This window comes from Streptacidiphilus sp. PB12-B1b, assembly GCF_014084125.1.
Taxonomy (GTDB): Bacteria; Actinomycetota; Actinomycetes; order Streptomycetales; family Streptomycetaceae; genus Streptacidiphilus.
Window position 1 is genome coordinate 3,285,740 of sequence record NZ_CP048405.1, and the last position, 25,125, is coordinate 3,310,864.

Here is a 25,125-nt window from a genome sequence, read left to right on the forward strand (position 1 = left end):
TCTCTTCCTGTCGGTCTGCTGCGGTGCGGTCGGCTCTCGGGGTCAGCTGAGGTTGGAGCCCAGCTGCTCGTCGGTCTGCGAGAAGGCGTCACCGACCGACTTCACGTACTGGCCGATGCCCTGGAGCCCCTGGTTGACCTGGTCGAAGCCCTTGGCGAACTCGTCGAAGAACGGCGAGAACTTCTGCTGGGCGGCGGGCGTGGTGTAGCCGTTGGCCAGCAGGTTGGAGATCTTCCCCTTGACCTCGGTCAGCTTGTCCTGGAGCTGGGAGAAGTCGTTGAGCAGGGCCTGCGAGGTCGAGGCGGTCTCGTCCGAGTTGACCTTGAAATCGGGCACGGTGGTACTCCTTGCTGGTGGTGCATCGGATGGTGGGTGGGGCACTCCACCCCGGCGGGGTGGACGTTCGGTGGCCTCAACCGCGCCCGGCGGTCGACCCCTTGCGGGGAAAGGCGGGCGCGGCCCGACCGGTCGGCGCGGCCTGGCCGGTCTGCGGGGCCGGTTCCGGCCGCACGGCTTCGTCCGGTCGGCCCTCGCCCGGGTGCCCGACGGAGGCGGACGGCTCGTGCGTTGCGTCGGCGTCCGCCGGGCTGGCGGTGACCGGGTTGTCGGTGCTGGACGGCACTGCGGTGGCGGCGTGCGGCTCCTCCGCCGGGTCCTGTTGCGGGCTCGGCCCGGAGGCGGCGGGCAGGACGTGCGTCGTTCCGCTGCCGCTGATCTTGGTAGGAATCGAACCGCCAACGCCGTCGGCGCCCCCGCCGGTGCTGCTCCCGCTGGTGCTGCTCCCGCTGGGACTGCTGCTCTCGCTGCCGCTCCCGCCGCTGCCGCTCCCGCCGGGATTGCTCCCGCCGCTCCCGCTGCTCCCGCCGCTGCCGCTCCCCAGGTTGCCGCCCCCGCCGGAGCCGCTCCCGCCCCCGCCGGAGCCGCTCCCGCTCCCGCCGGGGCTGCCGCTCCCGCCAGGCGCTGCTGCTGCCGCTGCTGCGGGCTTCTGCGGGCGCAGTGCTCCGGCTGCGCCCGAGGCCGCGCCGGTCAGCCCCGCGCCGATGATCGCGCCGGCGTCCAGCGACTGGCCGTCCACGCCCTCGGCGGTGGCGGTCTTGGACGCGTCCGAGCCGAAGCCGACGGCAGCGTCCCCTGCGGCCCGCGAGAACACGCCCTTGCCGAACTTGCCGGCGGTGTCCAGCGCCTTGCCGCCGCCGGAGACGGCTCCGCCGACGCCCGCGCCGATGATGGCGCCGGCGTCCAGCGGCTTGCCGTCGATCTCCTCGCCGGCCGCCTCCTTGGCGGAGCCGGTGGCCGCGTGGATCGCCGCGCCCTTGAGGACCTTCCCGGTCGTCCCCTTGAGGACCGAACCGACGCTCCTGGTTGTGCCCAGGGAGCCGCCGACACCGTGGGCGATGCTGCCGTCCGCAGCCTTCGTGGCCGCCGGGACGGCCTTCTCGGCTACGTCGAGACCGGCCTCGGCGGCGCCCCCGCCCGCCTTCAGCAGCGAACCGCCGGGAACCAGTCCGACCAGTCCGACCAGGAACTCGCCCAGGCTGAACGTTCCCCCGGCGATCGCCGACACTTGCGTGACGGCGAACAGCGCGGCCCCCAGCAGTGCCCCGGCGATCGGGAAGAACACCGCGACGACCGCGATCAGCAGGCCCAGCAGGATCTGTACGAACGGGAAGTCCTTGAAGAAGTCGCTGATCTTCTGGAACAGGCTCCGCTCCGGAATCGCCTCGCTCGCCGCCCGGTCCAGCACGTCCGCACACGCCCGCTGGGCGGCCTCACGCGCCGCCTTGGCCTGCTGGGCCAGGCCCTTGGCCGCCGACAGCGCCTGCTGCCCCTCGGAGATGGAGTTCTGCGCCGTGCGCGCGGCGTCCTTCTCCTGGTCGGTCGGGTCCGGTCCGAGGTTCGGGGCCTGCTGGTTCGCCCGCGCCGACGCGGATTGGGCCTGGTCGACCGCCTGATCGAAGGTCGCCTGCGCGTCCTGCAGCTTGGGGATGTAGTCCGTGTACGCCTGGGCCGCGTCGTGGTACGAGGTGGCCGTCTTGTCGAGCTTGCCGGGCAGGTCGTCGCCGATCTTGTTCCTCAGGGCGTTCATCGCCGAGCCGGTGCCCTGGGAGATGGCGCCGTCCTTCCTGATGAGGGTCAGTGCCCTCTCGGCGGCGTCGCCGATGTCGCGGTAGCGCTGGATGACGCCCTGGATGAGGTCGGGATCGCCCGGGGTGGGGTCGGTGTCCAAGCCGACGAGCTGGAAGTCCGCCGGACTGGAGTGCTGCCGTGCCATGAGTCGTGGTTCCCCCGGGGGCGGTGTCCGCTGTGTGTTCGACCCCCTACACGGGGGACGGGCCCTGCAACGTTCACGCGAACGGTGAACATTCGCCGGAGCGGTTCCGTGTGGAGGGTGCACAGAGCCCGTGCCACGGGCCGATACCAGGGGTGAAGATGAGCAAGGGAGCCGGAGCCGCAGCAGCGGTCCCGCCGATAACATGGACCGCACAACGGATCGCGGGGGCCGTCCTGCGCGTGGTCGCGGTCCTGTTGCTGGCGCTCGGGGCGGCAGCCGCCACGGCGGCCCCGGCGACCGCGGCCGGAAGCGGAAGCGGCGACCTGGTCAAGGTGTTCGTGGTGCCGGATCCGGCGCAGACCGGGGGTGCCCCCGCGACCCTGTCGTCCATCGCCGCCGGCACCCTGGGCGACCCGTCCCGGGCCGGTGAGGTGTTCACCCTCAACCAGGGGCTGACCCAGGCCGACGGCAGCGCGCTGACCAGCCCGGACCAGCAGCTGCACCCGGGATGGATCCTGCGGCTGCCGCCCGACGCCTCCGGCCCGGGCGTCCAGCTGGCCCGGGAGTCCGGCACGGCCGGAGCGGGTCAGGGCGGGGCGTCGCCCTCGGCCGGCGCGGGAAGCAGCACCGCCGCGCGAAGCGCCTCCACCGGCACCGCCCGCGCCACGCGGGGCACGACCACGGTCCTGTCCCTGCCCCCGGCCGCCGTGCTGGCGCTGCTCGGAGCGGTGCTGCTGGCCCTGGTGACGGCGGCGATCGTGGCCCGGCGGCGGCTGCGCCGGGCGCTGGCCGCGCTCGGACGTGCCGTCGCCGCGCTAGGGGAGCCGTTCGCACGCAGGCGCCGCACCAAGGCCCGGGCCCGGATCGGTCGGCAGTTCGCGGCGGACGCCGCCTCCGTCCGCCGGGCCCATGGCGCACTCGGCGAGTTCACCGCGCCGGGGGAGCGCCCCAGGCCGTCGGTGCACGCGCTGCAGCTCGACCCGGACGGGGTGACGGTCTGGCTGCCCGCGGCCGAGGCCCTGGAGGTCCCCTGGCACAGCGTCGACGGCACCCGTTGGCGCCGCCCCGAGAGCGCCGACGACTCGCTGCGCCCGGGCGATCCGGCGGCCTGCCTGGTGCGCGTCGGCACCGACGCCGAGGGCGAGCCGGTCTTCGTGGACCTGAGCCGTCTGGACGGGGTGCTCAGCGTGACCGGCGACCGGGCCGTCGCCCGCGACGTGGTCCGCAACCTGCTGGCCGAGACCGCCCGCAGCCGACCGGACACCCCGGTGACGGTGCTGGGCACCCGCAGCGGCGCGCTGATCCCGCTGCCCTCCGGCCTGCGGCCGGTGACCGGCGTCGTGCCGGACCCGAACGGCCGCCCCACGCCGGTGCGCGGGACCGTCCTGGGCGCCGCCGCCCGGCAGCCGGTCCAGGGCCTGGTCGTGCTGGCGGAGCCGCCGGGCGAGCGCGAGGCCGCCGAGCTGGCCGCGCTGTGCGGCCCCGGCGGCGCGGGGTGGACCGGGCTGGTGTGCGGTGAGGCCGAGGGCGCCCACTGGCGCTGGCACGCCGACGCCAGGGGCGGCGTGGAGCTCCCGATCCTCAACACCCGGCTCACCGTGCCCGCCTGAGCCACCCGCGTGCAGGTCCGTTGAACGCTTCCAGCACCCGGACCGTGTGACTCGGGACAGCAGCCGAGCGCGATCTCACGCCCGGCTCTGCAAGCAACTCCCTTGGAAAGCAAGAGAAAAGACAGATGATCAGAAGTCGTGTCACCCTCCTCGTCGCCTCGCTGGCGGCCGGAGCGGTCCTCCTGACCGGTTGCGGTTCCTCGTCGGGCGCGGCCGCCCCGGCCGCCCGGCCCAGCGCCCCCGCCGCAGGCGGTTCCGCCCCCGCCCTGCTCGCCCCGGCGCTGGACTTCGCGCCCGGAACCGCCCTGAGCAACAACGCCCCCGCCGACACCGGCGACTTCCACCAGGGCGCCGACAACACTCCGGCGGCGATGAAGTGGGTCCAGCTCAGCGTCGGCGCTGCCGGCACCCTCAACCCGGTCGTCCTCAACGGCGCCGGGTTCACGCTGTACCGCTTCGACAAGGACACCTCCTCCCCGTCGAAGTCCAACTGCGACGGCGCCTGTGCCACGACCTGGCCGCCCGTGCTGATCCGGCCCGGCGGCACGGTCTTCCGGGTGTTGCGTAATCTCCTGAGTGCGTAGACAAACCATGTGCCCAGGCGGGAAGGAAAAGCAGAGTCATGGCCAATGAGCAGAGGTACGGGGTCGCGGTCACCCTGCAGAACGGCTACGCCGACTGGACGGGAGGCTACCTGGAGGTCAACGGGCCCGGGGGGACCTCGGGTTCCGTCTACGGGGTCGACACGGATGCGACCGCCACGCGCGACTCCCTCAGCGGCACCTGGAAAATCCTCCGCGAGCAGCAAGGCGGACGGCGAAACGGTGGCCTCGGGAGACCTCGTCCACCTGGCAAGCCAGTACAACACCCCGACCTACCGCGACGTGAGTACGGCCGCAGGCTACAGCTCCGGCAAGTACGGCGTCTCCACGGCGCCGACCCCGAGCCGCGACGGCGACAGCGGCCTGTGGTTCCTGTTCGCCGAGACCTCCTCGCCCCAGGACGGCGCCCTCCGGGCCGGGGACGTGGTGCACATCCTCAGCAACTACGGGCCGCCCAACGGAGGCTGGCTGGAAACCATGGGCCTCGCCCCCGCGCCGGCCACCGGGCTGCACGGTGTCTACACCAACGACTACTCCAACCGGGACAACAACTCCGGCTCCTGGCGCTTCGCCCAGGCATAACCCGCCGCCGACAGGGCGCAGGGGGCTGGGGAATTCAAAGGCTCATGATGATCGCCGGTCATCGTAGCCGTCTACGGATGCGGTACCACGGCGACCGGCGCCTTGGCGTGGTGCAGGACGGCGTGCGCCACCGGTCCCAGGTGCCAGCCGGCCTGGTGGGTGCGCGTGCGCCGCCCGACGACCACCAGGCCGACTCCGCCGGAGACCTCGACCAGGGCACGCGCGCCCCCGCCGAAGCGCACGTCCTCGATGACGTCGATCCCGGGGAACCGCTCCCGCCAGGGCTGGAGCAGTCGGCCGAGCTCCTCCGCCTCCGCCTTCTCCACGTCCGCGCCCAGGCTCGGCGGCGGAATCACCCAGCCGAGTGAGGAGCCGGTGGGCGGCAGGTTCCAGCCGTGCACCACCCGGAGCCGGGAGCCGCGCAGTGCGGCCTCCGCAAAGGCGAATTCGAGCAGTCGGTCGGCCGCGGCCTTCGTGTCCACGCCGAGGACGACCTCGCCACCGGACGGCTCCGCTCCACCGTGCTCGGGGCGCACCACGACCGTGGGCGTCTCGGCCCGGGCGGACACGGCCAGGCTCACCGATCCGACCAGCAGTCCGACGAACCCGCCGAGCCCGCGCGAGCCGAGCACCAGCAGCTGACCGTCGGCAGCGGCCGACACCAGTCCCTCGACGGAGTCGTGGTGGATCAGACGGGTGTCGATGTCCAGCCCGGGGTGGTTCGACAGAAGCGTCTTCGCCACGTCGGCAAGCATCTGCCGAGCCTCTCCCTGGACGTCGTCGCCGCGACCGCCGTCGATCGGACGCTGGTCCAACCAGAGGCCCGCGTGCAGCAGGCGAAGCGGTGCCGCGCGGCGCACCGCATCGTCGGCCGCCCACGACGCGGCATGGACGCTCTCCTCCGACCCGTCGACTGCGGCAAGCACGGGTGACTCCATCGTGACTCCTTCTGCAGTTCCGGTATCCGGGCTGCCGGCTGAGCGCGGGTCTCGGCTTCGCCCACCACGTCCAGGCCGGGCTCCACCACCCCCAGGGCGCGAAGCCCTTGCCGGACCACCTCGTGGTCGTCCCCCTCTTCGAGTCTGCGCGCTCTCCCGGCCCACCGCAGCTGCGGATCGCGCCGGGGGAGGGGGCCTGAGGCGCTATGCCGCGTAGACGAGCCGACCGGTGATCCGGGTCGGTACCACGCGGATCACCAGGTCCCGCCTGCCGCCCGCCCACGGGGCGGCGCCGGGGGCCTCGGCCAGTCGCCTGAGGGCGGCGGGTTCGCCGACGTGTTCGGCCCGGCCGACGATCAGCACACTCCAGCCTTCGCTCAGGCGCTCGTCCACGAGGTCGACCTCGAACGCCACCTCCGTGTCCACGGTGGCGGCGGTCCCGCTGTCGGCAGCCGTCCGGAAGACGACGGTGCGGTCGTCGACCGTGTAGTTGACCGGGATGATGGCCGGCCCCGAGGCCGTGGACAGGCCGATCCGGCCGATGCCGTGGGTGCCCAGCCGGTCCCAGCACGCACGCGGGCTGAGTTTCATCGATCCCGGATGAGGTGCGGCCGGGCTTCGCCCCGGTGGCGCGTCGGCGCGCTCGTCGAGCAGGTCGGCGGTACTGAGCTCCAACGCGGTGGCCACCCGCTGGAAGGCGTCCGGATCGAACTCCCCCTCGGTCTCGGCGAGGTAGAGCAGATAGCGCGGGGCCATCCGGGCCCGGGCGGCCAGGCCCTCGTGGGTCAGCCCCAGCTGCCTGCGCCGCAGTTCGATTCTCCGGGCGAGGCCGCCGACCTGGCCCGGGGCGCTGTCGGTATGCCTGTGGTTGATGCTCACGTCCGCCACCTCCGCGCACTGTGTTCTCTGCACTCTGGGTTCTGCACTCCGGCCCCACCAGCATCCTGCGGCACGCCCCGTTCGGCCAGGGCCGAACGGCCCGGTCCGAGGGCCGACCGGTCACCCTTCACCCGGCCCTGATCGCGCGCACCATGGGAGGAGGCAATCCCGTCAGGAAAGGAGCCGGACCATGGTGGCGACCGGAACCGGCGCGGCAGCAACGGCAGCTGTGACGACGACGGCCTGGGTGGTGGAACGTCCCGGGCCGATCGCCGGGCGTCCGCTGGTCCGGGTGGAGCGGCAGGTCGCCGAGCCCGGGCCGGGGGAGTTGCTGGTGCGGGTGACCGCCTGTGGAGTCTGCCGCACCGACCTGCACCTGGCCGAGGGCGACCTGGCGCCGCACCTGCCGCAGTGCACACCGGGCCACGAGATCGTGGGCCGGGTGGAGCGGGCCGGTCCCGGCGCGGACGGCTGGGCGCCCGGGGACCGGCTCGGCGCGGCCTGGCTGGCGAGCACCTGCGGGAGCTGCCGCTACTGCCGCTCCGACCGGGAGAACCTGTGCCCCGGATCCCGCTACACCGGCTGGGACCGCCACGGTGGCTACGCCGGCCACGCCGTGGTCGACGCCCGCTTCAGCTACCGCCTTCCCGACGGGGTTCCCGACGAACAGCTGGCCCCGCTGCTGTGCGCGGGCATCATCGGCTACCGCGCGCTGGAGCGGGCCGAGCTGCCGCCCGGCGGCAGGCTCGGGCTCTACGGCTTCGGCGCCTCGGCCCACCTGACCGCCCAGCTGGCGCTGGGCCGCGGTGCGACCGTCCACGTGCTCACCCGGGCGGCGGATGCCCGGCGCCTGGCCCTCGACCTGGGCGCGGCCTCCGCCCGCGGAGCCTACGACGCCCCGCCCGAGCCGCTGGACGCGGCCATCCTCTTCGCGCCGGTCGGGGATCTGGTGCCGGTGGCGCTCGCCGCCCTGGACCGGGGAGGAACACTGGCCGTGGCCGGTATCCACCTCACCGACATACCCGCCCTCAACTACGACCGGCAGCTCTTCCAGGAGCGCACCCTGCGCAGCGTCACCGCCAACACCCGCGACGACGGCCGCGCCTACCTCGCCGAAACCGCCGCCCGGCCCCCCGCCGTCCACGTCCAGCGCTACGCCATGGGCGACGCGGACACCGCCCTGGCCGACCTCGCCGCCGACCGGGTGACCGGAGCCGCCGTACTCGTCGCGGACTGACGGCGCCGCCCGCCGCCCGGCGGATGATTCGACACCGGTCGAAACTGCCCGCGACCCGGTGTCGAATAATTCCCGTCTCTGCTCCCGGTGCAATCACCGCCATTACCTGCTGCCTTAGTCACTTCTTAGGAATTCCCGGAGTCGGGAATTCCCGAAAAGCATTGACTCATGCATGCCAATCCTGCTTTGCTCGTCCCGGCCGAACCGCCGACCGCATGAGCGGATCGCGGAAATCGGAGGGCCGCCGATGTGCACCGGTGAACGCGGCTCGTCATCACGCATGCGAGGAGTCCAGCATGGCGACACAAGCGGAATTCGGCCCGCGGGCCCGGGGTGGTGGAGCGGCCCTGTCCGGCACCGAGACGGGCAGGCTGCACCGGGCGGCGGTGGTACGGATCGGCTTCGGGCTGATCTGGGCGATCGACGCGTCCTTCAAATGGCTGCCGGGATTCGTGCACGGGCAGACCCTCTCCGACGAACTGGGGAGCGGCAGTTCGGTGCACACCCCGGTGATCCACCAGTGGATTCAGGTGTGGCACGGCGCGGCCACCTCCGCGCCCGGGGCCTTCGCCGTCGGGACCGCCGTCATCGAGACGCTCATCGCCCTGGGCCTGGTCCTCGGCGTCTTCAGCAACCTGGTCTTCGTCGGCAGCGCCGTCTACTCGTTCGGCATCTGGTCCAGCGCCGAGGCGTTCGGGCTGCCCTGGAACACGCCCGGGATCACGGACGTCGGCCCCTCGGTCGCCTACATCTTCGCCTCGCTGGCGCTGCTGCACGCGTACGCGGGGTCGACCTGGAGCCTGGACAGCCGCCTGCGCCCCAGGCTCGGCAGGTTCGCATGGCTGGCCGGGCCGACCCCCGACGAGATCCGCCGCCGCGCCGCACACACCTCGCCCGCACCGGCGAGCTGAGGAAACCGGCTCGGCGCCGCGCCCACCCGGTCGCCTACCCTGGCGCCATGCAGGAGACGGACGTGGACACGGTGAAGGTTCGAGTGCTGGTGGTCGAGGACGATGCCGGAATCGCCCGCTCGCTGGTGCGCGGGCTGGAGCGGGACGGCTACGCCGCCCGCAGCGTCGACACCGGCCGGGCCGCCCTGGCGGCCGAACCCGTCCCGGATCTGGTGCTGCTCGACCTGGGACTGCCCGACCTGGACGGGGTCGAGGTCTGCCGGCTGCTGCGCCGCCGCTCGGACGCGGCCGTCATCGTGGTCACCGCCCGGGGCGAGGAGGGCGACCGCGTCTCGGCCCTGGACGAGGGCGCCGACGACTACCTCGTCAAACCGTTCGGCCTGGCCGAACTCCTCGCGCGGGTCCGCGCGGTCCTGCGCCGGACCCGTCCGCAGGTCCCCGAACTCCTGCAGTGCGGCCCGCTGTCGGTCGATCCGCGCACCCGCAAGGTCAGCATTGCCGGGCAGGAAATCGTACTGACGCCCAAGGAGTTCGACATCCTGGAGTGCCTGGCGGTCGACCCGGGCCGGGTGGTGACCCGCCAGGAGATCCTGGAACGCGCCTGGGACGCCCACTGGTACGGGCCCACCAAGGTGCTCGACGTCCACATGGCCGCGCTGCGCCGCAAGTTGGGCGTCCCCGGGCTGGTGGAGACGGTCTACGGCCGGGGCTTCCGGCTGAGCGACCCCGTCGGCCGCCCGTGACCCGGCGGATCGCCCTGACCGTGCTGGCCCTGGTCACCGTGCTGCTGACGCTGGCCGTGGTCCCGCTCGGCGTGCTGCTCGAGGCCCGGGAGGAGACCTCGTTCCGCGCCTCCGCCCAGGCGGACGCCCAACAGGTGGCGGCAGCCGCCGAGGAGACCCTGTCCGACCACCGGTCCGACACCTCGATGCTCCAGCTCCTGGCAGCGGCCGGGGCCAGGGGCGACTGCGCGGTCGTCTACGACTCCGCCGCACGCGTGGTGGCCCGGACCCCGTGCCGGGAGGCGACCGGCGACGTCCCCGGCCTGGTCGCGGCCACCCTCGCGCACCCGCGGACCAGCAGCGAGCGGACCGGCGACCGGCTCACGGTCGCCACGCCGGTCGGCGACATCCAGGACGTCTCCGGGGTGACCCTGCTGGTGCGGTCCGTCGATCCGCTGAACGACCGGATCTGGGCCGTCTGGGGGTGGCTCGCGCTGATCGCCGTGCTCGGGCTGCTCGCGGGCACCTTCGTCTCCGTCCGGCTGGCCCGCTGGGTCGGCAGCCCGCTGCACGCGGTGGACGAGGCCGCCCAGCGGCTGGGGGAGGGGGCGCTGGAGGTCAGGGCGCAGGCCGGCCAGGGGCCGCAGGAGGTGCGCCGGCTGGCGGCGACGTTCAACACCATGGCGGCCCGCACCGAGGCCCTGGTGCACGGACACCGCACGGTGCTGGCCGACGTCTCGCACCAGCTGCGGACACCGCTGGCCGCGCTGCGGCTGCGCCTGGACCTGCTGGCCGGGGACGTCGACGGGGACGCGCTGCAGGAGCTGGCGGGGGCGCAGGAGGAGATCGCCCGGCTGTCGCGGCTGGTGGACGGGCTGCTGGCGGTCGCCAGGGCGGAGAGCACGGTGCCCACGCCGGTCCCGGTGCCGGTGGACGCGGCGGTGGCCGAACGGCTGGCCGCCTGGGAGCCGGTGGCCGCCGAGCGCGGAGTCTCGCTGTCCGCCCACGGCGGGCAGGGGCAGACGGTCTCCCTGGGGGCCGGCGACCTGGAGCAGGTGCTGGACAACCTGGTGGCGAACGCCCTGGACGCGGTCCCCGAGGGCGGTGCGGTGCGGATCGAGGCGGCGGCCACCTCGGGGCTGGCCGGTCAGGCGGCGGTGGAACTGCGCGTGGTGGACAACGGCCCCGGGATGACCTCCCGGGCGCAGCAGTCCGCGTTCCGACGGTTCGGCAATCCGGAGGCGGGCGGTACCGGGCTGGGGCTGGCCATCGTGCACCGCCTGGTCACAGCCAACGGCGGCGCCGCCCGGCTGGAGGACACCCCGGGCGGCGGCCTGACCGTGGTCCTGGACCTCCCGCGCCGACGGCCCGGCCACAGCCGGAGCGGCAGCCGGCAACAGCCCCCGGACTGACCGCCGACCCCGCTCCGAGCGGCGATCCTTCGCCCGGTCCTGGCCATGGTGGCCCTTCCTGACCGGCCGGGGGCCGCCCGTACCCGTCTGAACCGGTTCTTAGGACCCGTAGGGCCAGACTGCTTGCTGCATGGCAGCCCGGCACCTGCGAAAGGACCCTTCATGCCCTCCCTCGGCAGTGACGCGGCACAGCCCCGCCTCCACCGGGCTCCGGCGCCCGGGCAGGACACCGGCCCGGAGGGCAACGAACGGCTCACCGCCGCCACCGGCGCGGTGCTGCTGGTCCTCTTCGCCGCCGAGGGCGTCACCATCCTCTCCCTCACCCGCCTGCTGACCTGGCACTACTTCCTGGGGTTCCTGCTCGTCGGCCCGGTCCTGCTCAAGCTCGGCTCCACGCTCTACCGGTTCACCCGCTACTACACGGGGGCTCCCGCGTACCGGCGCAAGGGGCCGCCCATGCCCCTGCTGAGGCTTCTCGGGCCGTTCGTGGTGATCACCAGTGTCACGGTGGTGGGCACCGGCGTCGCCCTCGGCCTGCTCGGCACCGACGACAGGATCGGCCCGTTTCCGCTGCTCCTGCTGCACAAGGCAAGCTTCGTCGCCTGGGCCGCCGTGATGACCGTGCATGTCCTGGCCTACGTCTGGCGACTGCCCCGGCTGATCGCCGCCGACCTGCGCCGCAGGCCCGCCCGGCACGGCGAGCCGCAGCCCGGCGGCGCCCCGGTCCGCTGGGCACTGCTGGCCGGCTCCATCGCCCTCGGACTGACCGTCGCCCTCCTGGGCGCGCCACTTGCCTCCCAGTGGGCCGGAGCCTCGCACCACCACGACCGGCGCGTCCACACCGGAGCCCAGCATCAGGCGGGCTGACCCGCTCGGCGTGCGGGTGGTGGACGCATCCGGGAAGACCGTCGCCGCTTACGTGCCGGAGACCGTCACCAGCGTTTCACGACGAGGAAGACTGATACCCGGCTCGTAGCCTGTCACGTGGCCTGTGCAGGGGGTGGGGGTGCGAGCGGTGGTGCCTGGCCCGGTGGGCAGGTGTCGTCGGTTGCGGTCGGTGGGTTCTTCGCTGTCGGCCGTCGCTTTCTGCGTCGACAGGGCTCGGGGTGCGTGGCGGGGGTGTTCGCGTGGCGATCGAGGGTGATGGTGGCGCCCTTGGCGACCTGGAGGCCTGCTCCTCGGGGCGCGATCCGGTAGCGCGCTATGACGGCGCCGCCGGCTGTGGCGATGGACAGATGGGTCTCGTCCAGGCGGTGGCGGACCTCCACGACAGCGCCGGGCAGGTGGTGCGGCAGTGCGTAGGAGTTGCCACGGAAGTGGACCAGGCTCTGCGGGGAGACGACTCGTTCGGCGCGGACCTGGACCGGGAACGGTTGGGCGGGAAGCTGCCGCAGCCCGTCGGTGGCGGTCGACGCGTCATCCGTGGCGTCGGCTGATCGGCAGTGCAGGTCCATATGTGCGGCGACCTGGTCGAGGGTGTTCTGTGCGTCCTGGGGAACGGCGTCCTCTGCCACTGCAGCCCACCACCGGTGGGCGAGATGGCGGAGCGTCAAGCACTCCGCGCGTCGGGGGGCGTCCTGCGGGCAGAACTCCACCTGCACACCGTAGTAATCGGCGACCTCGGCGAACTCGGGCGTCGCCCGCTCGGTGCGCTGACAGTACACGGCGGGCATCCGGTCGAACTGCCAGCAGCGCGGGCTGCCGCCCAGACGCCGCATCACATGGTCCATGGCCTCGACCAGGTGGGGCAGTTCCTCGGTCTCGGCCAGCGCTCCGCGCCAACGCCCGGAGCGGGTGAGGCCCAGCAGCATGTGCGCTCGGCTGCCGCAGCCCCATGCCGGGGGCGGCCCGGGGAGTTCCAGCCAGTCGAACTGGATGGCCTCACCGGCCGGTTGAGGGGTGCCAGAGCTGTCTCCGTAAGAGGTCCTCGCCTGGCAGCGTTCGCACGGGGGCCGGACGTGGTGTCTTCGCAGCGCGCGGGTGAACGTCGAGTAGCCGCCCGGATAGCCGAGGCTGGTGATCTCGTCGAAGAGGGTGGCTGCCGGAAGATGGGGATCCTCCTCCAGACGTAGACGGCAGTAGGGCAGGAACCGCAGGGCATCGTCTTGCACGGGGCGGCGGCTCCCCGGGGTCCGTTCGCCGGCCAGGTAGGACCTGACCGTCTTGCGGTCCCGGCCCAGGCGCTGGGCGATCCGGGCGATGGACCACCCCTGCCGGCGCAGCTCGACGGCCTCCGTGTATTCGTCCCAGCTCAGCAAGAGAGAGCTCTCCTCGCGGGTGCGGTCGGCGCCCCGCACGGCGACATGGGGGCATATGCCAAGGGAAAGCCGGAAACATAGCACGAAGCCCTGCTGGAGGAAAAGGGAAGAATCGTTTCTGCTCTCCCTTTTGGTTGGGGATTTTGAACGAGCGTCATCCCCGGGAACTATGGAAGGATCAAGGCATCGGACATTTCTGCGCGAGCCTGTGAAATACCACCCCCGTGCGCCACCCCCGGGTAATTTCAGAGAGCGCCAAGGGATCAGAAATATAGAAGGAAACCCTTAAGCGGTACATACCGGTCGGCCGATTCCTCGTTGATGAGACATGACTTCAACGCGCCAGCCGTACGCCCCGCCGCCTCCGGACCCGACCGCCAGGCTGGGGAGGTGGCTGTTCGTCCCTGAGCGGAGGAACGCCGAAGGAGAGGTGGACGCCGGCTACCTGACGTGCCAGGACGAGCAGGTCGTCCTGTCGCACTCCTCAACCGTGCTCGCCGACTTCGTCCGCAGGATCCAGCAGCTGGAGGACGACCTCGCCGTCCGCCTCGGGCCCCCTTCGGTGCCGCTCGACACCGCGCCGCCGCCCGGGGGGACGACTGCCGCCCGCGCCGAGAGACCGTCGACCGCCGACCGTCCCGGGAGCCTGCGTGCATGACCGGATGAGCGGCTACTTCCCGCCGTCGAGCGACGAGCCGTGGGCTGGTGCCCACCGTCCGGGAACAGCCTCCGAGCAGTGGGACCAGCTGCAGGGGGAGCCGCCCGCACCCCACGTCGTCCACGGCTTCTACCCGGAGGCCCCGACCTGGGACTACGAGCGGGTGTTCGTCCCGCGCCCGCGCGCGCCGGTCGATGACCCCCCGCCCGACGCCTCCGGTCGGCGGCCTTCCCGGCACCGACGACCCGAACGTCCCCCGGCGGCCTGGCCGCGCATCCTCGGCCTGCTGTCCGGAGTGCTGATGGCCCTGACGGCCACTGTCGTGTGCCTGCTCGGCGGCGCGCTCTCCTACGGTCCGCTGCGCGACATCGCGTTCACGCGGGCGCCGCGGGGGCTGTCGCACCTGTGGCCGATCATCGTCGACGGACCGTGGCTCGCGGGGTGCCTCTCGGTCCTGCGCGCCGCCCTCCAGGGCCGACGGCCCTTCCACTCCTGGGTCGTGGTGGTGCTGTTCACCGGCCTGGCGACCGGGCTGTGTGTCGCCGACGTCCCCCGAGGGGTCTGCGACATCATCGTTGCCGGTCTGCCCCCGATCACGGCCGGGGTCTGCGTGCACCAGCTCACCCGCCAGCTCACCACCCGCCCGGGCGCGCTGCGGCCCCAGGGCCGGAGGGCCGGACCGGGAGCACATCGCTGAGCGTCGGGAGCACCTGACCGCGCCGGGGGCTGCTGTGCGGTTGCCCTGTGCAGGAACCGGACTGAGGCGGCATCCGTCTCCAGCACCATGATGTCCGCAGAGCAGCAGGAGCAGCTGAACCCCACCGTCAACGACTACGACAGCTTCGCCGAGGCGTACTCGACCGAGAACGAGTCCAACCTCATCAACGCCCACTACGAGCGGCCCGCAATGCTGGCCCTCGCCGGAGACGTGGCCGGCCGACGGATCCTCGACGCCGGCTGCGGCTCCGGGCCGCTGTCCGCTGTCCTGCGCGAGCGTGGCGCCCTGGTGAGTGGCTTCGACGCGAGCGCCGGCATGGTGGAGCTGGCCCGGCGGCGGCTCGGCGACGGCGCGGACCTGCGGGTGGCCGACCTGGGCAGCCCGCTTCCCTATCCGGACGACGCCTTCGACGACGTGGTCGCGTCGCTGGTGCTGCACTACCTGGAGGACTGGGGGCCGGCCCTGGCCGAGCTGCGGCGCGTGCTCAAGCCCGGCGGTCGGCTGATCGCGTCCGTCGAGCACCCCTTTGCGATCCACCTCATGCACCGCCTGGCCGGGCGCGAGGCCGACTACAGCTACTTCGACACCACCAACTGGGTGGATGAGTGGAACATCGGCGGCCGGAGCCAGCTGATGAGCATCTGGCACCGGCCGCTGCATGCGATGGTCGAGGCCTTCGCCTCGGCGGGCTTCGTGATCACGGCCATCAGCGAGCCGGACCCGGATCCGGCCGCCCGCGAGCTGTTCCCCGAGGAGATCGCGGCCAAGCCGCGCTTCCTCTGCTTCCTCTTCTTCGTCCTGCAAGCCAGCTGACCCGGCCGCAGGTTCTTCGGGCCGGGCCGCCTGCCGTCGCCGACGAGCGGAGGTCGAGGTCGCTCCCACGGAAGACGTAACGGCGGCGGCGGGGGGTGCCGGTCAGGCCAGGCCCGCGCGGTGGTGCCTGCGGCAGAGGTTCTGGTAGGAGTCCATGTCGCCGACCTCGACCAGATCGCCGGTGTGAATCATCACGCCGTCGCGGACCCGGGCGGTGTGGGTGGCTTCACGGCCGCACCAGCACAGCGTCTTCACCGGCAGGTTCTCGACGCGGTCCGCCAGCTCCAGCAGCCGCTTCGAGCCGGGGAACAGCTCGCCTCGGAAGTCGGTGCGGAGCCCGAAGGCGTACACCGAGAGGTCGAGCCCGTCCACGGCGTCGGCCAGGTGGTTCACCTGCTTCTCGGTGTAGAACTGCACCTCGTCGGCGATGACGTACTGGGGCCGCTTGCCGTCGGTGATGGCCGCCAGGAGGTCGTACAGGTCCAGATCCGCACTCACCTCGAAGGCCGGAGCCCGGAGCCCGACACGGGAGGAGATGAGCCCCTCGCCGTCCCGGCTCCCGCTGGTCAGCAGGACGCCTTCGCCGCCGAGGGAGTGGTTCATCTGGAGCGCCAGTGCGGACTTGCCCGAGTCCATCAGCCCCAGGAACGCGACCAGCTCACTCATGGAACGACATCGCTGCGCTGTCGGCCGCACGGACGGCCTGCAACGCGGGGCGCGGGATGAAGTGCATGGCGTGCTGCTCCTTGTTCTCGTTGCCCTCCATCATAAGGTTGATCATGAGCGGCTGCTCCACGGCCCCGGTGGAGCCGGGCGGCCGCCTCACTCCTTGGAGTGGGCCTGTGTGGGAACTCATTGACTCAGCGTACGCACCTGCATACTCTGCGCGCAGATCGTTCCTATACGAAGGGAATCCGCATGTCAGGATTGCGTCTGCCGGTCCCGCTCAGGGCGTCGCTCGCGGCGGCCACGGCACTCGCCGCCACCCTCACCGGCCTCGCCCCGTCGACGGCGGCCCAGGCCGCCGTGAGACGACCGGCCGGCTATGTGGCCCTCGGTGACTCGTACAGCGCCAATGTGTTCGTCCGCCCGTGGGAGGACAGCGACGGCTGCGGGCGCTCGTACCGCAACTACCCGCACCAGGTCGCCGAACGGCTGGGCCTGGAACTCCACGACGTCACCTGCGGCGCGGCCGAGGTGGAGGAAGGAATCCTGCGCCCGCAGCCGGCGTCCAAGCTCTACGGCCCGCCGTCGATCCCGCCGCCGGGCGGCTGGCGGGAGCGCCCGGCCCAGCTGGACGCGCTGCGCCACGACACCGACTACGTCAGTGTCGGCATCGGCGGCAACACCCTCGGCTTCGGGACCATCGTCACCGAGTGCCTGGAGCGCGGCCTGGGCACCCTCGGCTTCGGAACACCCTGCACCAACTACTACACCCAGGGCGACGGCCGGGCCTGGCTGGCCGAGAAGTTCAGCCAACTCGACCGCGAGTTCAGCGAGATGATGGTCTCGATCCACGACCGCTCGCCCCGCGCCAAGGTCGCGGTCGTCGGCTACCCGGCCATCGTCCCCAACAGCACCGGCTGTACCTGGGGCAACTTCCGCCAGCTCGGCACCGTCGCCAAGGGCGACATGCCCTGGCTGGACAGCCTGGAACGCGAACTCAACGGGCTGATCAGGGAGCAGGCCGACGAGCACGGCGCGACCTATGTCGACACCTACAGCTCCAGCGTCGGCCACGGGGTCTGCCAGACCGGCGAGCAGAAGTGGATGTACGGGGTCAAGGACGACCTCACCGGCGACGGCACCCAGACCGATCCGCCGTCCGAGCTCTGCCAGGAGATCCCGGGCACCGGCGAGGCCTGCACCTTCGTCCACCCCAACGCCCTCGGCGCGGACAACCAGGCACGCCAGGTCGCGGCCGCCTTCGCCTCGCTCCGGGCGGTCCCGGCAGGCCCGGGCCGCCGCTGACCGCAGCGGCCGGGCCGGATCGTCTCCGGCGTCAGCGGGGGAGAGTCACCGGCCCAGCGCGGCCATGGCCGCGTTGTGGCCGGGGATGCCGCTGACGCCGCCGCCGCGCACCGCGCCCGCGCCGCAGAGCAGGACGTTGGGGTGGGCCGTGGCCACACCCCAACGGTCGGACCGGCCGTCCTGCCGGTCCTCGTCCTCGGCGAAGGGGAAGGACAGGTCGCGGTGGAAGATGTTGCCGCCGGGCAGGCCGAGGTCGCGCTCCAGGTCCAGCGGGCTGCGGACCTCCAGGCAGGGACGGCCGTCGGCGTCGGTGGCCAGGCAGTCGGCCAGCGGTTCGTCCAGCACGGCGTCCAGCTGGGCCAGCACCGCCGTGAGGGCGGCGGCCCGGACGGCGTCGTGGTCCCGGCCGGCGAACAGCCGGGCGGGCAGCTGCAACCCGAACAGGGTGAGCGTCTGACAGCCCTGCTCCCGCAGCTCCGGGCCCAGGATCGACGGGTCGGTCAGGGAGTGGCAGTACAGCTCGGACGGCGCGGCGGACGGCACCGCGCCCTCCGAGGCCTCGCGGTGGGCGTCGGCCAGCTGCCGGTAGGACTCGGCGACGTGGAAGGTCCCGGCGAAGGCCGCACGCGGGTCCACGCCCCGGTCGCGCAGCCGGGGCAGGCGCCGCAGCAGCATGTTCACCTTCAGCTGCGAGCCCTCCGGGTCGGGGCCCGTGGGAGGCTCCCCCAGCAGCCGCTCCAGCTCGCGCGGGGCGGCGTTGCACAGCACCTGCCGGGCGCCGATCCGCAGCTCGTCGCCGCCCCGGCGGAACTCCACCTCGGCCTCGGTGCCGTCGGTCCGCACCGCCGACACCTGGCAGCCCGTCAGCAGCTCGGCACCGGCGGTGCGGGCGGCCGCCGCCAGGGCATCGGTGACCGCGCCCATGCCGCCGACCGGGACGTCCCAGTCGCCGGTCCCGTTGCCGATCACGTGGTAGAGGAAGCAGCGGTTCTGCCGCAGGGAGGGGTCGTGGGCGTGGCTGAACGTCCCGATCAGGGCATCGGTCAGGACCACGCCCCGGACCAGGTCGTCCTGGAAGGACGCCTCCACGGCCTCTCCCAGCGGCCGCTCGAACAGGGCCTCCCACGCCGCGTCGTCGCCGATGCGCTTCCGCAGCTCGGAGCGGGTCGGCAGCGGCTCGGTCAAGGTCGGGAAGGCGGCGCGGGCCACCCGGGCGGTGCGGTCGTAGAACTCCCGCCAGGCCCGGTACTCCCGGTCCGAGCCGGTCAGCCGGAGGAAGCCGTCGGCGGTGGCGGCCTCGTCCCCGTTGTCGACCAGCAGACCTGTCGGGCGTCCGTCACGCTCCACCGGCGTGTACGAGGAGACCCGGCGCCGCCGCAGCTCGACCGGGAGCGCCAGGTCCGCCACGATCTGCCGGGGCAGCAGACTCACCAGGTAGGAGTAGCGCGACAGCCGGGCGTCCACCCCGGCGAAGGCCCGCTCCGAGACCGCCGCGCCACCGGTGTGGCCGAGCCGCTCCAGCAGCAGCACGCTGCGTCCGGCCCTGGCCAGGTAGGCGGCGGCGACCAGTCCGTTGTGGCCGCCGCCGACCACGACCACGTCGTAGCGGCTGCGGGCGGGTGCTGCGGCAGAGGTGGTGGCCATCCGGCAGTCCTATCAGTCGGTCGGTCTCCGGGGTAGACCCCGGACGAGGGGCGGCTCCGGCTGACGGCGCGGGTCGGAGCGCCCGGCCGGTCCGGACGGTCAGCCGCCCGGGCGCAGGTCGTCGAGCGCCTCCAGGATCCGGTCGACGTCGTCGTCGCCGTGGTAGTGGACGAGCCCGAAGCGCACGGCCCCCTCGGACGGCGGCAGGCCGAGGGCCTTGGCGCACTCCGTCGCGTAGCTGTCGCCGGCCGCGACGAACACCCCACGGTCGGCCAGGAGCGACGCGACCTCGTGGGTCGACCGGCGCTCCACGGTGACCGCGAAGATCGGCTCCCGGCCCTCCGCGCTGTCGAGGCCGTGCAGCCGGACGTGCCGCAGGCGGCGGAGCCCGTCGAGCGTGCGCACCGTCAACTCCCTTTCCTGCGCGGCGATCGCGGGGTAGCCGGTGGCCGTGAGGTAGTCGACGGCGGCGCCCAGCCCGGCGAGGGATTCCAGGGCGAGCGTGCCCATCTCCCACCGCCGGGGGCCGCTTTTCGCTGCCGGGCGGATCCGGTCGGGGGCGAAGCGGTCGAGCAGGTCGGGACCGGCCGTCAGCAGGGCGAGGTGCGGCCCGAAGAACTTGTAGGCCGAGCAGACGCTGACGTCGATGCCGTGGGCGAGCTGGTCCAGCGGGCGGTGGGCTGCGGCTGCCACCCCGTCGGAGAAGGTGAGTGCGCTGACCGACCGGGCGGCCTCCACCAGGGGTTCGACCCGGACGATGGAGCCGATCAGGTTCGAGGAGCGGGTGAAGGCGACCAGGCGGGTCCGCCGGTCGACCAGGCCGGGCAGGGCTGCGTAGTCCAGTTCGAAGGTGTCGGGGTCCAGCGGTACGAAGCGCACCTCGGCGCCCCGGCTGCGGGCAACGGCGAGCCAGGGCGACACATTGGCCTCGTGGTCGAGCTGCGTGCACACGATGTTGTCGCCGGCGTCGAGCGTCTCGGCGAACGCGCGGGCGAAGTGCCAGATCAGCATGGTGCTGCTGGGACCGAAAACCACCCCGCCGGGGTCGGCGCCGACAAGACCGGCGCACCGGTCGCGGACCGAGGCGATCAGCTCCGCGGTCTCCACGGACGTGGTGAACCCCCGGGACGGGTTGGCGTTGGACCGGCGCAGGTAGTCCGCCATGGCGGTGATGACGCTGTCGGTGACCTGGGCGCCGCCCGGCGCGTCGGCGTGCACGAAGGGGCGGCCGTCGGGGCCGGGCCGCCGCAGGCCGGGGAAGGCGGCGGCGAAGGGCGAGGTCCGATCGGAGACGGAGAGGGGCGCGGAAGAGGAGGACATGCCGTCCATCGTCACCACGCCCGGTCGGGCCTGTCCCATGTATCGACGCATACGCATGCGGCACCGCCGCCGCACACCCGCCGACCTGCACCTGCCCGCCTGCGGCCGCGACTTCTGAGCTGCGGCGGAGGTGAAGCCGCGCGGGAGGGTGGCCCGGCGGCGCCCTTCCCGCCCTATGATTTCGAATGACGCGTTCGTACACGTGCGGCGCGTGCAGGGAATTGGGGGCGGACATGACCGATGAGCACGCGTGGATGAGGGCGGACCCAGGCCCGATACCCACCGTCGACCTGCACACCGACCGGGCGCACTCGGCTCGCGTCTACGACTACCTGTTGGGCGGCAAGGACAACTTCCCCGCCGACCGGGAGGCCGGCGACAAGGTCATCACGGACTGGCCCACGGCCCACACCGCCACCCTCGCCGCCCGTGCCTGCATGCACCGGATCACCCGGCGCCTGGCCGAGGTCCACGGCGTCCGCCAGTTCTTCGACATCGGCACCGGCATCCCGACCACGCCGAACCTGCACGAGATCGCCCAGAGCGTCGACCCGGCCTGCCGGGTCGTGTACGTGGACAACGACCCCATCGTGCTCGCCCACGCGCGCGCCCTGCTGACCAGCACCCCCGAGGGCCGCACCGCCTACATCGACGGCGACCTGCGCGACACCGGGAAGCTGCTGGCGCACCCCGTGCTGCACGAGACGCTGGACCTGACGCGGCCGGTGGCGCTGACCCTCATCAACATCCTGCACTTCTACAGCGACGAGGTGGCGCGCCCGCTCGTCCAGCAGTTGGTGGCGGCGCTGCCGCCGGGCAGCTTCCTCGCGGTGACGACCGGCACCGCGGACTCCGCCCCGGACGAGGTCGCGCGGGCGGCCCAGCACTACCGGAACGCCGGTATCGACAACTACCAGCGCACCCGACGCCAGGTGGAGCAGTTCTTCGCTGGACTGGAGTGGGACGAACCCGGCGTCGCCCTGGCCAACCGCTGGCACCCGGACGCCGACGGCCCGGCCCTGGACGACAGCGAGGTGACCGTGTACGCGGGAATCGCCCGCAAGCCGTAGCCGCCCGGCAGGCCGCGGGGTGCGAGAAGATGGACCGAGTCCTCAGGCCCAGGAAGGCAACACCGATGAGCACACCGTCCCCGGTCGACTACCCTGCGGCCGTCGCCGCGCAGACCGCCCGCTTCGTCGACGCCGTCGCCGGTGCCGACCTCGCCGCCGCCGTGCCGTCCTGCCCCGGCTGGACGCTGGCCGACCTGGTCAAGCACGCGGGCAGCGTGCAGCGCTGGTTCTCCGTGCTGCTGCGCCAACGGATCCAGGAGCGGCCGACCAGCCGCGACGTCGACCTCGACCTGCCGGAGCGGGAGGCGGACTACCCCGGGTGGCTGGCGGCGAGCGCGGCCGTGGCCGCGGAGGCGTTCACGGCGGCCGGTGACCTGGACGGCCCGATGTGGGCCTGGGGCGCCGACCAGCACGCCCGGTTCTGGGTCCGCAGGATGCTCTTCGAGACCGTGCTGCACCGCGTCGACGCCGAGTCCGCCCTGGGCCTGCGGCCGGACGTCGACGGCGACCTCGCGGCCGACGGCGTGGACGAGTTCCTCACCAACCTGCCCTTCGCTGCCTTCTTCGCCCCGGACACCGCGAACCTGCGAAGCTCCGACGGCGACCGGACCATCCGCTTCAGCTGCGCCGACACGGACCGGGACTGGCTGGTCCGGCTGCGGGCCGACGGCTTCGGGCCCGTACCGGAGGCGACGGCAGCCGCCGACGCGACCGTCCGGGGCAGCGCGCAGGACCTGCTGTTGCTGGTGTACGGGCGGCTGGACCTCGCGTCGGGCGGTATCGAGGCCGTCGGCGACGAGAAGCTGCTGGCCCACTGGTTCGCCAACTCGGCCTTCTGAGGCGGACAATGGCCGACGGGAGCGGCTGCTTCGCTGCGGTCAGAGGGAGCTGTCCAGCCAGCGGGTGACGCCGGAGACGTGGACCGTGGCCCAGGCCCGCGCGGTCTCCGTGTCGTGCAGCGCCAGCGCGTCCAGGATGGCCCGGTGCTCGGCCAGCGTGCGCGGCACCGCGTCCTCCTGGGTGAGGCCGCGCCAGACCCGGGCCCGCACCGTCGGCCCGGAGATGGCCTCCAGCATCGAGCAGAGCAGCGGGACACCCGAGGCCGCGGCGATCCTGGTGTGGAACTCCAGGTCACTGGCGACCAGCTCCTCCAGCTCCGGGTGATCCCCCAGCGCGTCCAGCAGCCCGCGCAGCTCGGCCAGCTCCTCCTCGCCGATGCGCTGGGCGGCCAGGGCGGTGGCGGCCGGCTCCAGGATGGCGCGGACCTGGAACGCCTGCATGATGGTGTCGTCGCGGTGGAAGTCGAGCACGAACGTGACCGCTTCCAGCAGCAGCCCGGCCTCCAGGCTGCTCACGTACGTGCCGTCGCCCTGCCGTACGTGGAGGATGTTCAGCAACGACAGCGCCCGGACCGCCTCGCGCAAGGAGCTGCGCGACAGCCCCAGCTCCACGGCCAGGTCCTGCTCCTTGGGCAACTTGTCCCCGGGCTTCAGCTGCCCGGAAACGATCATCTCTTTGATCTTTCCGATGGCTTCGTCGGTGACCGGCACGTCGCACTCTCCCGATAGGTCCGACCTATGCGGGCATGGTATCCGACCCCGGTGACGAGGAGGCGGCCCTCCGAACAGCCAGGTACAGCAGCCCGGTGAGGGTGTGATGCTGAGGCAGACACGCCAATGATGGGAGGGGTTCACGCGGTGCCGGGCTCCGCGGAGGCGCGGAGAGTGATGCCCGGGGCGGCCGGCAGCCGCCCCGGGAGCCGGTGTCACGCGCCGTGGCTCTGGAGGTTCTCCTTGAGTTTGGCGATGGCGAAGCCCCAGCCCTGGGCCACGGTGGGCTTGCCGGGGACGGCGATCTCCTGAGGGTTGGTCAGGACGTCCAGCAGGACCGGCCCGGGGGTGGCGAAGGCCCGTCGGACGCCCTCGTGCAGGTCGGCGGGATCGGTGATGCGGATGCCGGTCAGCCCCAGGGCGGTGGCCACGGCGGCGAAGTCGGGATTGTCGAGTTCGGTGCCGAACTCGGCCAGACCCGACTGCTCCTGTTCGAGCTTGACCATGCCCAGGCGGCGGTTGTCGAAGACCACCAGCTTGACCGGCAGTTGGTAGGTCTTGATCGTCATCAGGTCGCCCAGCAGCATGCTGAGCCCGCCGTCGCCGCAGAACGCCACCACCTGGCGGTCGGGAGCCCACAGCTGCGCGCCCATGGCCTGGGGCATGGCGTTGGCCATGGAGCCCAGGTTGTAGGAGCCGATCAGCCGCCGGGTGCCGTGCATGGACACGAAGCGCGAGAGCCAGACGGTGGCCATGCCGGTGTCGGAGGTGAACACGGCGTCGTCGTCGGCGTAGCTGTTCACGGCCGCGGCCAGGGCTTCGGGGCGCACGTCGTGGTCGCGGTTGTCCAGGGCCGCGCGCAGCCGGCGCAGGCCGTGCCGGTCGTGGTCCGGGTCGGCCAGGCTCTGCTGGCCCTGGTTCCAGTGGTCGTACTTCGCCCGGGACTCCTCCAGGTGGGTGCGGTCCGCGATCGCGGTGAGCATCGGAAGCAGCGCCCGCAGGGTGGCGCCCACGTCGCCGGTCAGGCCGGCGTCCAGGGGGGTGCGGCGCCCCAGGTGCTCTTCGCGGGTGTCGATCTGGACCACCTTGCAGCCGGTGGGGTACCAGTCGCGGTAGGGGAAGTCGGTGCCGAGCATGACCAGGGTCTCGCAGTCGTCCAGCGCGTGGGCGGCGGCGGGGTTGCCGATCAGGCCGGTCTGGCCGACCTGGTAGGGGTTGTCGCCCTCGAAGCCCTCCTTGGCCTTGAGCGTCAGCACCATGGGCGCGGACAGCAGCTCGGCCAGTTGCAGGACCTCCGCGCGGGCGTCGCGGGCCCCCTTGCCGACCAGCAGGGTCACCTTGCCCGCCGTACCGATGACCTCGGCGGCGGCGGTCAGCGCCTGGTCCTCGGGGCGGGTGACCGCGCGGCTGAGCGCGAACCGGGCCGGGCGGTCCTGCTCCAGCTCCTGGTCGCCCAGATCGCCGGGGACGGTCAGCACGGCCACCCCGCCCAGGCTGACCGCGGCGCGGACCGCGGACTCCAGCAGGCGCGGCATCTGCTCGGGCGAGGTGACGGTGGCGCGGAAGACCGCCACATCACGGAACAGCAGGTCGTTGTCGACCTCCTGGAAGTAGTCGCTGCCGACCTCGGCCAGCGGCACCTGCCCGCAGACCGCCAGGACCGGGGTGCGGCTCTTGGCCGCGTCGTACAGGCCGTTGAGCAGGTGCACGGAGCCCGGGCCCACCGTTCCCATGCACACGCCCAGGGTTCCCGACAGCTGCGACTGGGCGCTCGCGGCGAAGGCCGCCGCCTCCTCGTGGCGGCACCCGATCCAGTCGATGCCCTCGGTGGTGCGGATGGCCTCGGTCAGCGGGTTCAGGGCGTCCCCCACCACCCCGAAGACGTGGTTGACATCCAGGTCCTTCAAGGCGTCGACGATCACACGGGCGACAGTACGGGCCACAGCGGGCTTCCTTTG

General features: G+C 72.7%; 25 protein-coding genes. 14 read left to right on the top strand and 11 right to left on the bottom strand.

Translation table 11 applies throughout. From position 1 onward, the window contains the following. Nucleotides 1-42 precede the first annotated feature (42 nt). The gene (locus tag GXW83_RS14765) at nucleotides 43-336 is read right to left on the bottom strand and encodes a WXG100 family type VII secretion target (protein WP_182443534.1); all 294 of its coding nucleotides are present in this window, start codon (nucleotides 334-336) and stop codon (nucleotides 43-45) included. A 76-nt stretch (nucleotides 337-412) separates the two neighbouring features. Further along, nucleotides 413-2,272: a hypothetical protein gene (locus tag GXW83_RS14770; RefSeq protein WP_182443536.1), complete on the bottom strand. Its 1,860-nt coding sequence runs from the start codon at nucleotides 2,270-2,272 to the stop codon at nucleotides 413-415. Between the two features lie 158 nt (nucleotides 2,273-2,430). Between GXW83_RS14770 and GXW83_RS14775 the strand changes: the two genes are divergently transcribed. The 3 genes from GXW83_RS14775 to GXW83_RS14785 all read left to right on the top strand — a co-directional run bounded on the left by GXW83_RS14775 (nucleotide 2,431) and on the right by GXW83_RS14785 (nucleotide 5,066). Further along, the gene (locus GXW83_RS14775) at nucleotides 2,431-3,882 is read left to right on the top strand and encodes a hypothetical protein (RefSeq protein ID WP_182443538.1); all 1,452 of its coding nucleotides are present in this window, start codon (nucleotides 2,431-2,433) and stop codon (nucleotides 3,880-3,882) included. Between the two features lie 125 nt (nucleotides 3,883-4,007). Further along, nucleotides 4,008-4,466, top strand: coding sequence for a hypothetical protein (locus GXW83_RS34000; protein ID WP_225446989.1), 459 nt, complete (start codon nucleotides 4,008-4,010; stop codon nucleotides 4,464-4,466). A 240-nt stretch (nucleotides 4,467-4,706) separates the two neighbouring features. Further along, the gene (locus GXW83_RS14785) at nucleotides 4,707-5,066 is read left to right on the top strand and encodes a hypothetical protein (RefSeq protein ID WP_182443540.1); all 360 of its coding nucleotides are present in this window, start codon (nucleotides 4,707-4,709) and stop codon (nucleotides 5,064-5,066) included. Nucleotides 5,067-5,137: 71 nt separating this feature from the next. Here the strand turns inward: GXW83_RS14785 and GXW83_RS14790 are convergent, their stop codons facing one another. After that, nucleotides 5,138-6,004 carry a universal stress protein gene (locus GXW83_RS14790; RefSeq protein ID WP_182443542.1) on the bottom strand — a complete coding sequence of 289 codons (867 nt, stop codon included), beginning with the start codon at nucleotides 6,002-6,004 and terminating at the stop codon, nucleotides 5,138-5,140. 204 nt (nucleotides 6,005-6,208) lie between these two features. After that, complete coding sequence (locus GXW83_RS14795) at nucleotides 6,209-6,883, bottom strand: pyridoxamine 5'-phosphate oxidase family protein (RefSeq protein WP_182443544.1); 675 nt, start codon at nucleotides 6,881-6,883, stop codon at nucleotides 6,209-6,211. A gap of 190 nt (nucleotides 6,884-7,073) precedes the next feature. Here GXW83_RS14795 and GXW83_RS14800 point away from each other — a divergent pair, with 190 nt between their 5' ends. From GXW83_RS14800 to GXW83_RS14820, 5 genes are all read left to right on the top strand, one after another. Next, nucleotides 7,074-8,120 (top strand): zinc-dependent alcohol dehydrogenase family protein, encoded by a 1,047-nt coding sequence (locus GXW83_RS14800; RefSeq protein ID WP_182443546.1) that lies wholly within the window; start codon nucleotides 7,074-7,076, stop codon nucleotides 8,118-8,120. A gap of 296 nt (nucleotides 8,121-8,416) precedes the next feature. Continuing rightward, complete coding sequence (locus tag GXW83_RS14805) at nucleotides 8,417-9,031, top strand: hypothetical protein (RefSeq protein WP_182443548.1); 615 nt, start codon at nucleotides 8,417-8,419, stop codon at nucleotides 9,029-9,031. 47 nt (nucleotides 9,032-9,078) lie between these two features. Continuing rightward, nucleotides 9,079-9,774, top strand: coding sequence for a response regulator transcription factor (locus GXW83_RS14810; RefSeq protein ID WP_182443550.1), 696 nt, complete (start codon nucleotides 9,079-9,081; stop codon nucleotides 9,772-9,774). After that, nucleotides 9,771-11,165 (top strand): HAMP domain-containing sensor histidine kinase, encoded by a 1,395-nt coding sequence (locus GXW83_RS14815; RefSeq protein WP_182443552.1) that lies wholly within the window; start codon nucleotides 9,771-9,773, stop codon nucleotides 11,163-11,165. Before GXW83_RS14810 ends, GXW83_RS14815 begins: the two co-directional genes overlap by 4 nt. Before the next feature lie 162 nt (nucleotides 11,166-11,327). Further along, complete coding sequence (locus tag GXW83_RS14820) at nucleotides 11,328-12,032, top strand: hypothetical protein (RefSeq protein WP_182443554.1); 705 nt, start codon at nucleotides 11,328-11,330, stop codon at nucleotides 12,030-12,032. Nucleotides 12,033-12,145: 113 nt separating this feature from the next. On the opposite strand, the gene GXW83_RS14825 is transcribed toward GXW83_RS14820, so the two are convergent. After that, nucleotides 12,146-13,423: a transposase gene (locus GXW83_RS14825; RefSeq protein ID WP_182443556.1), complete on the bottom strand. Its 1,278-nt coding sequence runs from the start codon at nucleotides 13,421-13,423 to the stop codon at nucleotides 12,146-12,148. Between the two features lie 430 nt (nucleotides 13,424-13,853). On the opposite strand from GXW83_RS14825, the gene GXW83_RS14830 reads away from it, so the two are divergent. The 3 genes from GXW83_RS14830 (at nucleotide 13,854) to GXW83_RS14840 (ending at nucleotide 15,612) form a co-directional block, all read left to right on the top strand. Next, on the top strand, nucleotides 13,854-14,081 hold the full coding sequence (locus GXW83_RS14830) for a hypothetical protein (RefSeq protein ID WP_182443558.1): 228 nt from the start codon (nucleotides 13,854-13,856) through the stop codon (nucleotides 14,079-14,081). Beyond that, nucleotides 14,074-14,778: a DUF2637 domain-containing protein gene (locus GXW83_RS14835; RefSeq protein WP_182443560.1), complete on the top strand. Its 705-nt coding sequence runs from the start codon at nucleotides 14,074-14,076 to the stop codon at nucleotides 14,776-14,778. Before GXW83_RS14830 ends, GXW83_RS14835 begins: the two co-directional genes overlap by 8 nt. A gap of 87 nt (nucleotides 14,779-14,865) precedes the next feature. Further along, nucleotides 14,866-15,612: a class I SAM-dependent methyltransferase gene (locus tag GXW83_RS14840; protein WP_182443561.1), complete on the top strand. Its 747-nt coding sequence runs from the start codon at nucleotides 14,866-14,868 to the stop codon at nucleotides 15,610-15,612. A gap of 102 nt (nucleotides 15,613-15,714) precedes the next feature. Here the strand turns inward: GXW83_RS14840 and GXW83_RS14845 are convergent, their stop codons facing one another. Then, nucleotides 15,715-16,278, bottom strand: a complete 564-nt coding sequence (locus GXW83_RS14845; protein ID WP_182443563.1) for a thymidine kinase — start codon at nucleotides 16,276-16,278, stop codon at nucleotides 15,715-15,717. Continuing rightward, complete coding sequence (locus GXW83_RS34850) at nucleotides 16,271-16,393, bottom strand: hypothetical protein (RefSeq protein WP_255431297.1); 123 nt, start codon at nucleotides 16,391-16,393, stop codon at nucleotides 16,271-16,273. Before GXW83_RS34850 ends, GXW83_RS14845 begins: the two co-directional genes overlap by 8 nt. Before the next feature lie 137 nt (nucleotides 16,394-16,530). Here GXW83_RS34850 and GXW83_RS14850 point away from each other — a divergent pair, with 137 nt between their 5' ends. Next, complete coding sequence (locus tag GXW83_RS14850) at nucleotides 16,531-17,583, top strand: SGNH/GDSL hydrolase family protein (RefSeq protein WP_182443566.1); 1,053 nt, start codon at nucleotides 16,531-16,533, stop codon at nucleotides 17,581-17,583. 45 nt (nucleotides 17,584-17,628) lie between these two features. Here GXW83_RS14850 and GXW83_RS14855 read toward each other — a convergent pair whose 3' ends face one another. After that, nucleotides 17,629-19,227, bottom strand: coding sequence for an NAD(P)/FAD-dependent oxidoreductase (locus GXW83_RS14855; RefSeq protein ID WP_182443568.1), 1,599 nt, complete (start codon nucleotides 19,225-19,227; stop codon nucleotides 17,629-17,631). A gap of 99 nt (nucleotides 19,228-19,326) precedes the next feature. Then, the gene (locus tag GXW83_RS14860; RefSeq protein ID WP_182443570.1) at nucleotides 19,327-20,547 is read right to left on the bottom strand and encodes an aminotransferase class V-fold PLP-dependent enzyme; all 1,221 of its coding nucleotides are present in this window, start codon (nucleotides 20,545-20,547) and stop codon (nucleotides 19,327-19,329) included. A 233-nt stretch (nucleotides 20,548-20,780) separates the two neighbouring features. Between GXW83_RS14860 and GXW83_RS14865 the strand changes: the two genes are divergently transcribed. Further along, entirely contained in the window at nucleotides 20,781-21,617 is an 837-nt protein-coding gene (locus GXW83_RS14865; RefSeq protein ID WP_370466686.1) for an SAM-dependent methyltransferase, read from the top strand. Nucleotides 21,618-21,682: 65 nt separating this feature from the next. Then, complete coding sequence (locus tag GXW83_RS14870) at nucleotides 21,683-22,456, top strand: maleylpyruvate isomerase family mycothiol-dependent enzyme (RefSeq protein WP_182443573.1); 774 nt, start codon at nucleotides 21,683-21,685, stop codon at nucleotides 22,454-22,456. Nucleotides 22,457-22,495: 39 nt separating this feature from the next. Here GXW83_RS14870 and GXW83_RS14875 read toward each other — a convergent pair whose 3' ends face one another. Then, nucleotides 22,496-23,167: a FadR/GntR family transcriptional regulator gene (locus GXW83_RS14875; RefSeq protein ID WP_182443575.1), complete on the bottom strand. Its 672-nt coding sequence runs from the start codon at nucleotides 23,165-23,167 to the stop codon at nucleotides 22,496-22,498. Between the two features lie 215 nt (nucleotides 23,168-23,382). Beyond that, nucleotides 23,383-25,110 (bottom strand): thiamine pyrophosphate-dependent enzyme, encoded by a 1,728-nt coding sequence (locus tag GXW83_RS14880; RefSeq protein WP_182443577.1) that lies wholly within the window; start codon nucleotides 25,108-25,110, stop codon nucleotides 23,383-23,385. Nucleotides 25,111-25,125: the final 15 nt, after the last annotated feature.

Excerpts from the sequence above, each read along its gene's own strand:
- GXW83_RS14770 (WP_182443536.1), bottom strand. The coding sequence starts at position 2,272 with ATGGCACGGCAGCACTCCAGTCCGGCGGACTTCCAGCTCGTCGGCTTG.
- GXW83_RS14775 (WP_182443538.1), top strand. The coding sequence starts at position 2,431 with ATGAGCAAGGGAGCCGGAGCCGCAGCAGCGGTCCCGCCGATAACATGG.
- GXW83_RS34000 (WP_225446989.1), top strand. The coding sequence starts at position 4,008 with ATGATCAGAAGTCGTGTCACCCTCCTCGTCGCCTCGCTGGCGGCCGGA.
- GXW83_RS14790 (WP_182443542.1), bottom strand. The coding sequence starts at position 6,004 with ATGGAGTCACCCGTGCTTGCCGCAGTCGACGGGTCGGAGGAGAGCGTC.
- GXW83_RS14800 (WP_182443546.1), top strand. The coding sequence starts at position 7,074 with ATGGTGGCGACCGGAACCGGCGCGGCAGCAACGGCAGCTGTGACGACG.
- GXW83_RS14805 (WP_182443548.1), top strand. The coding sequence starts at position 8,417 with ATGGCGACACAAGCGGAATTCGGCCCGCGGGCCCGGGGTGGTGGAGCG.
- GXW83_RS14810 (WP_182443550.1), top strand. The coding sequence starts at position 9,079 with ATGCAGGAGACGGACGTGGACACGGTGAAGGTTCGAGTGCTGGTGGTC.
- GXW83_RS14820 (WP_182443554.1), top strand. The coding sequence starts at position 11,328 with ATGCCCTCCCTCGGCAGTGACGCGGCACAGCCCCGCCTCCACCGGGCT.
- GXW83_RS14840 (WP_182443561.1), top strand. The coding sequence starts at position 14,866 with ATGATGTCCGCAGAGCAGCAGGAGCAGCTGAACCCCACCGTCAACGAC.
- GXW83_RS14845 (WP_182443563.1), bottom strand. The coding sequence starts at position 16,278 with ATGAGTGAGCTGGTCGCGTTCCTGGGGCTGATGGACTCGGGCAAGTCC.
- GXW83_RS34850 (WP_255431297.1), bottom strand. The coding sequence starts at position 16,393 with ATGATCAACCTTATGATGGAGGGCAACGAGAACAAGGAGCAGCACGCC.
- GXW83_RS14850 (WP_182443566.1), top strand. The coding sequence starts at position 16,531 with ATGTCAGGATTGCGTCTGCCGGTCCCGCTCAGGGCGTCGCTCGCGGCG.
- GXW83_RS14855 (WP_182443568.1), bottom strand. The coding sequence starts at position 19,227 with ATGGCCACCACCTCTGCCGCAGCACCCGCCCGCAGCCGCTACGACGTG.
- GXW83_RS14860 (WP_182443570.1), bottom strand. The coding sequence starts at position 20,547 with ATGTCCTCCTCTTCCGCGCCCCTCTCCGTCTCCGATCGGACCTCGCCC.
- GXW83_RS14865 (WP_370466686.1), top strand. The coding sequence starts at position 20,781 with ATGACCGATGAGCACGCGTGGATGAGGGCGGACCCAGGCCCGATACCC.
- GXW83_RS14870 (WP_182443573.1), top strand. The coding sequence starts at position 21,683 with ATGAGCACACCGTCCCCGGTCGACTACCCTGCGGCCGTCGCCGCGCAG.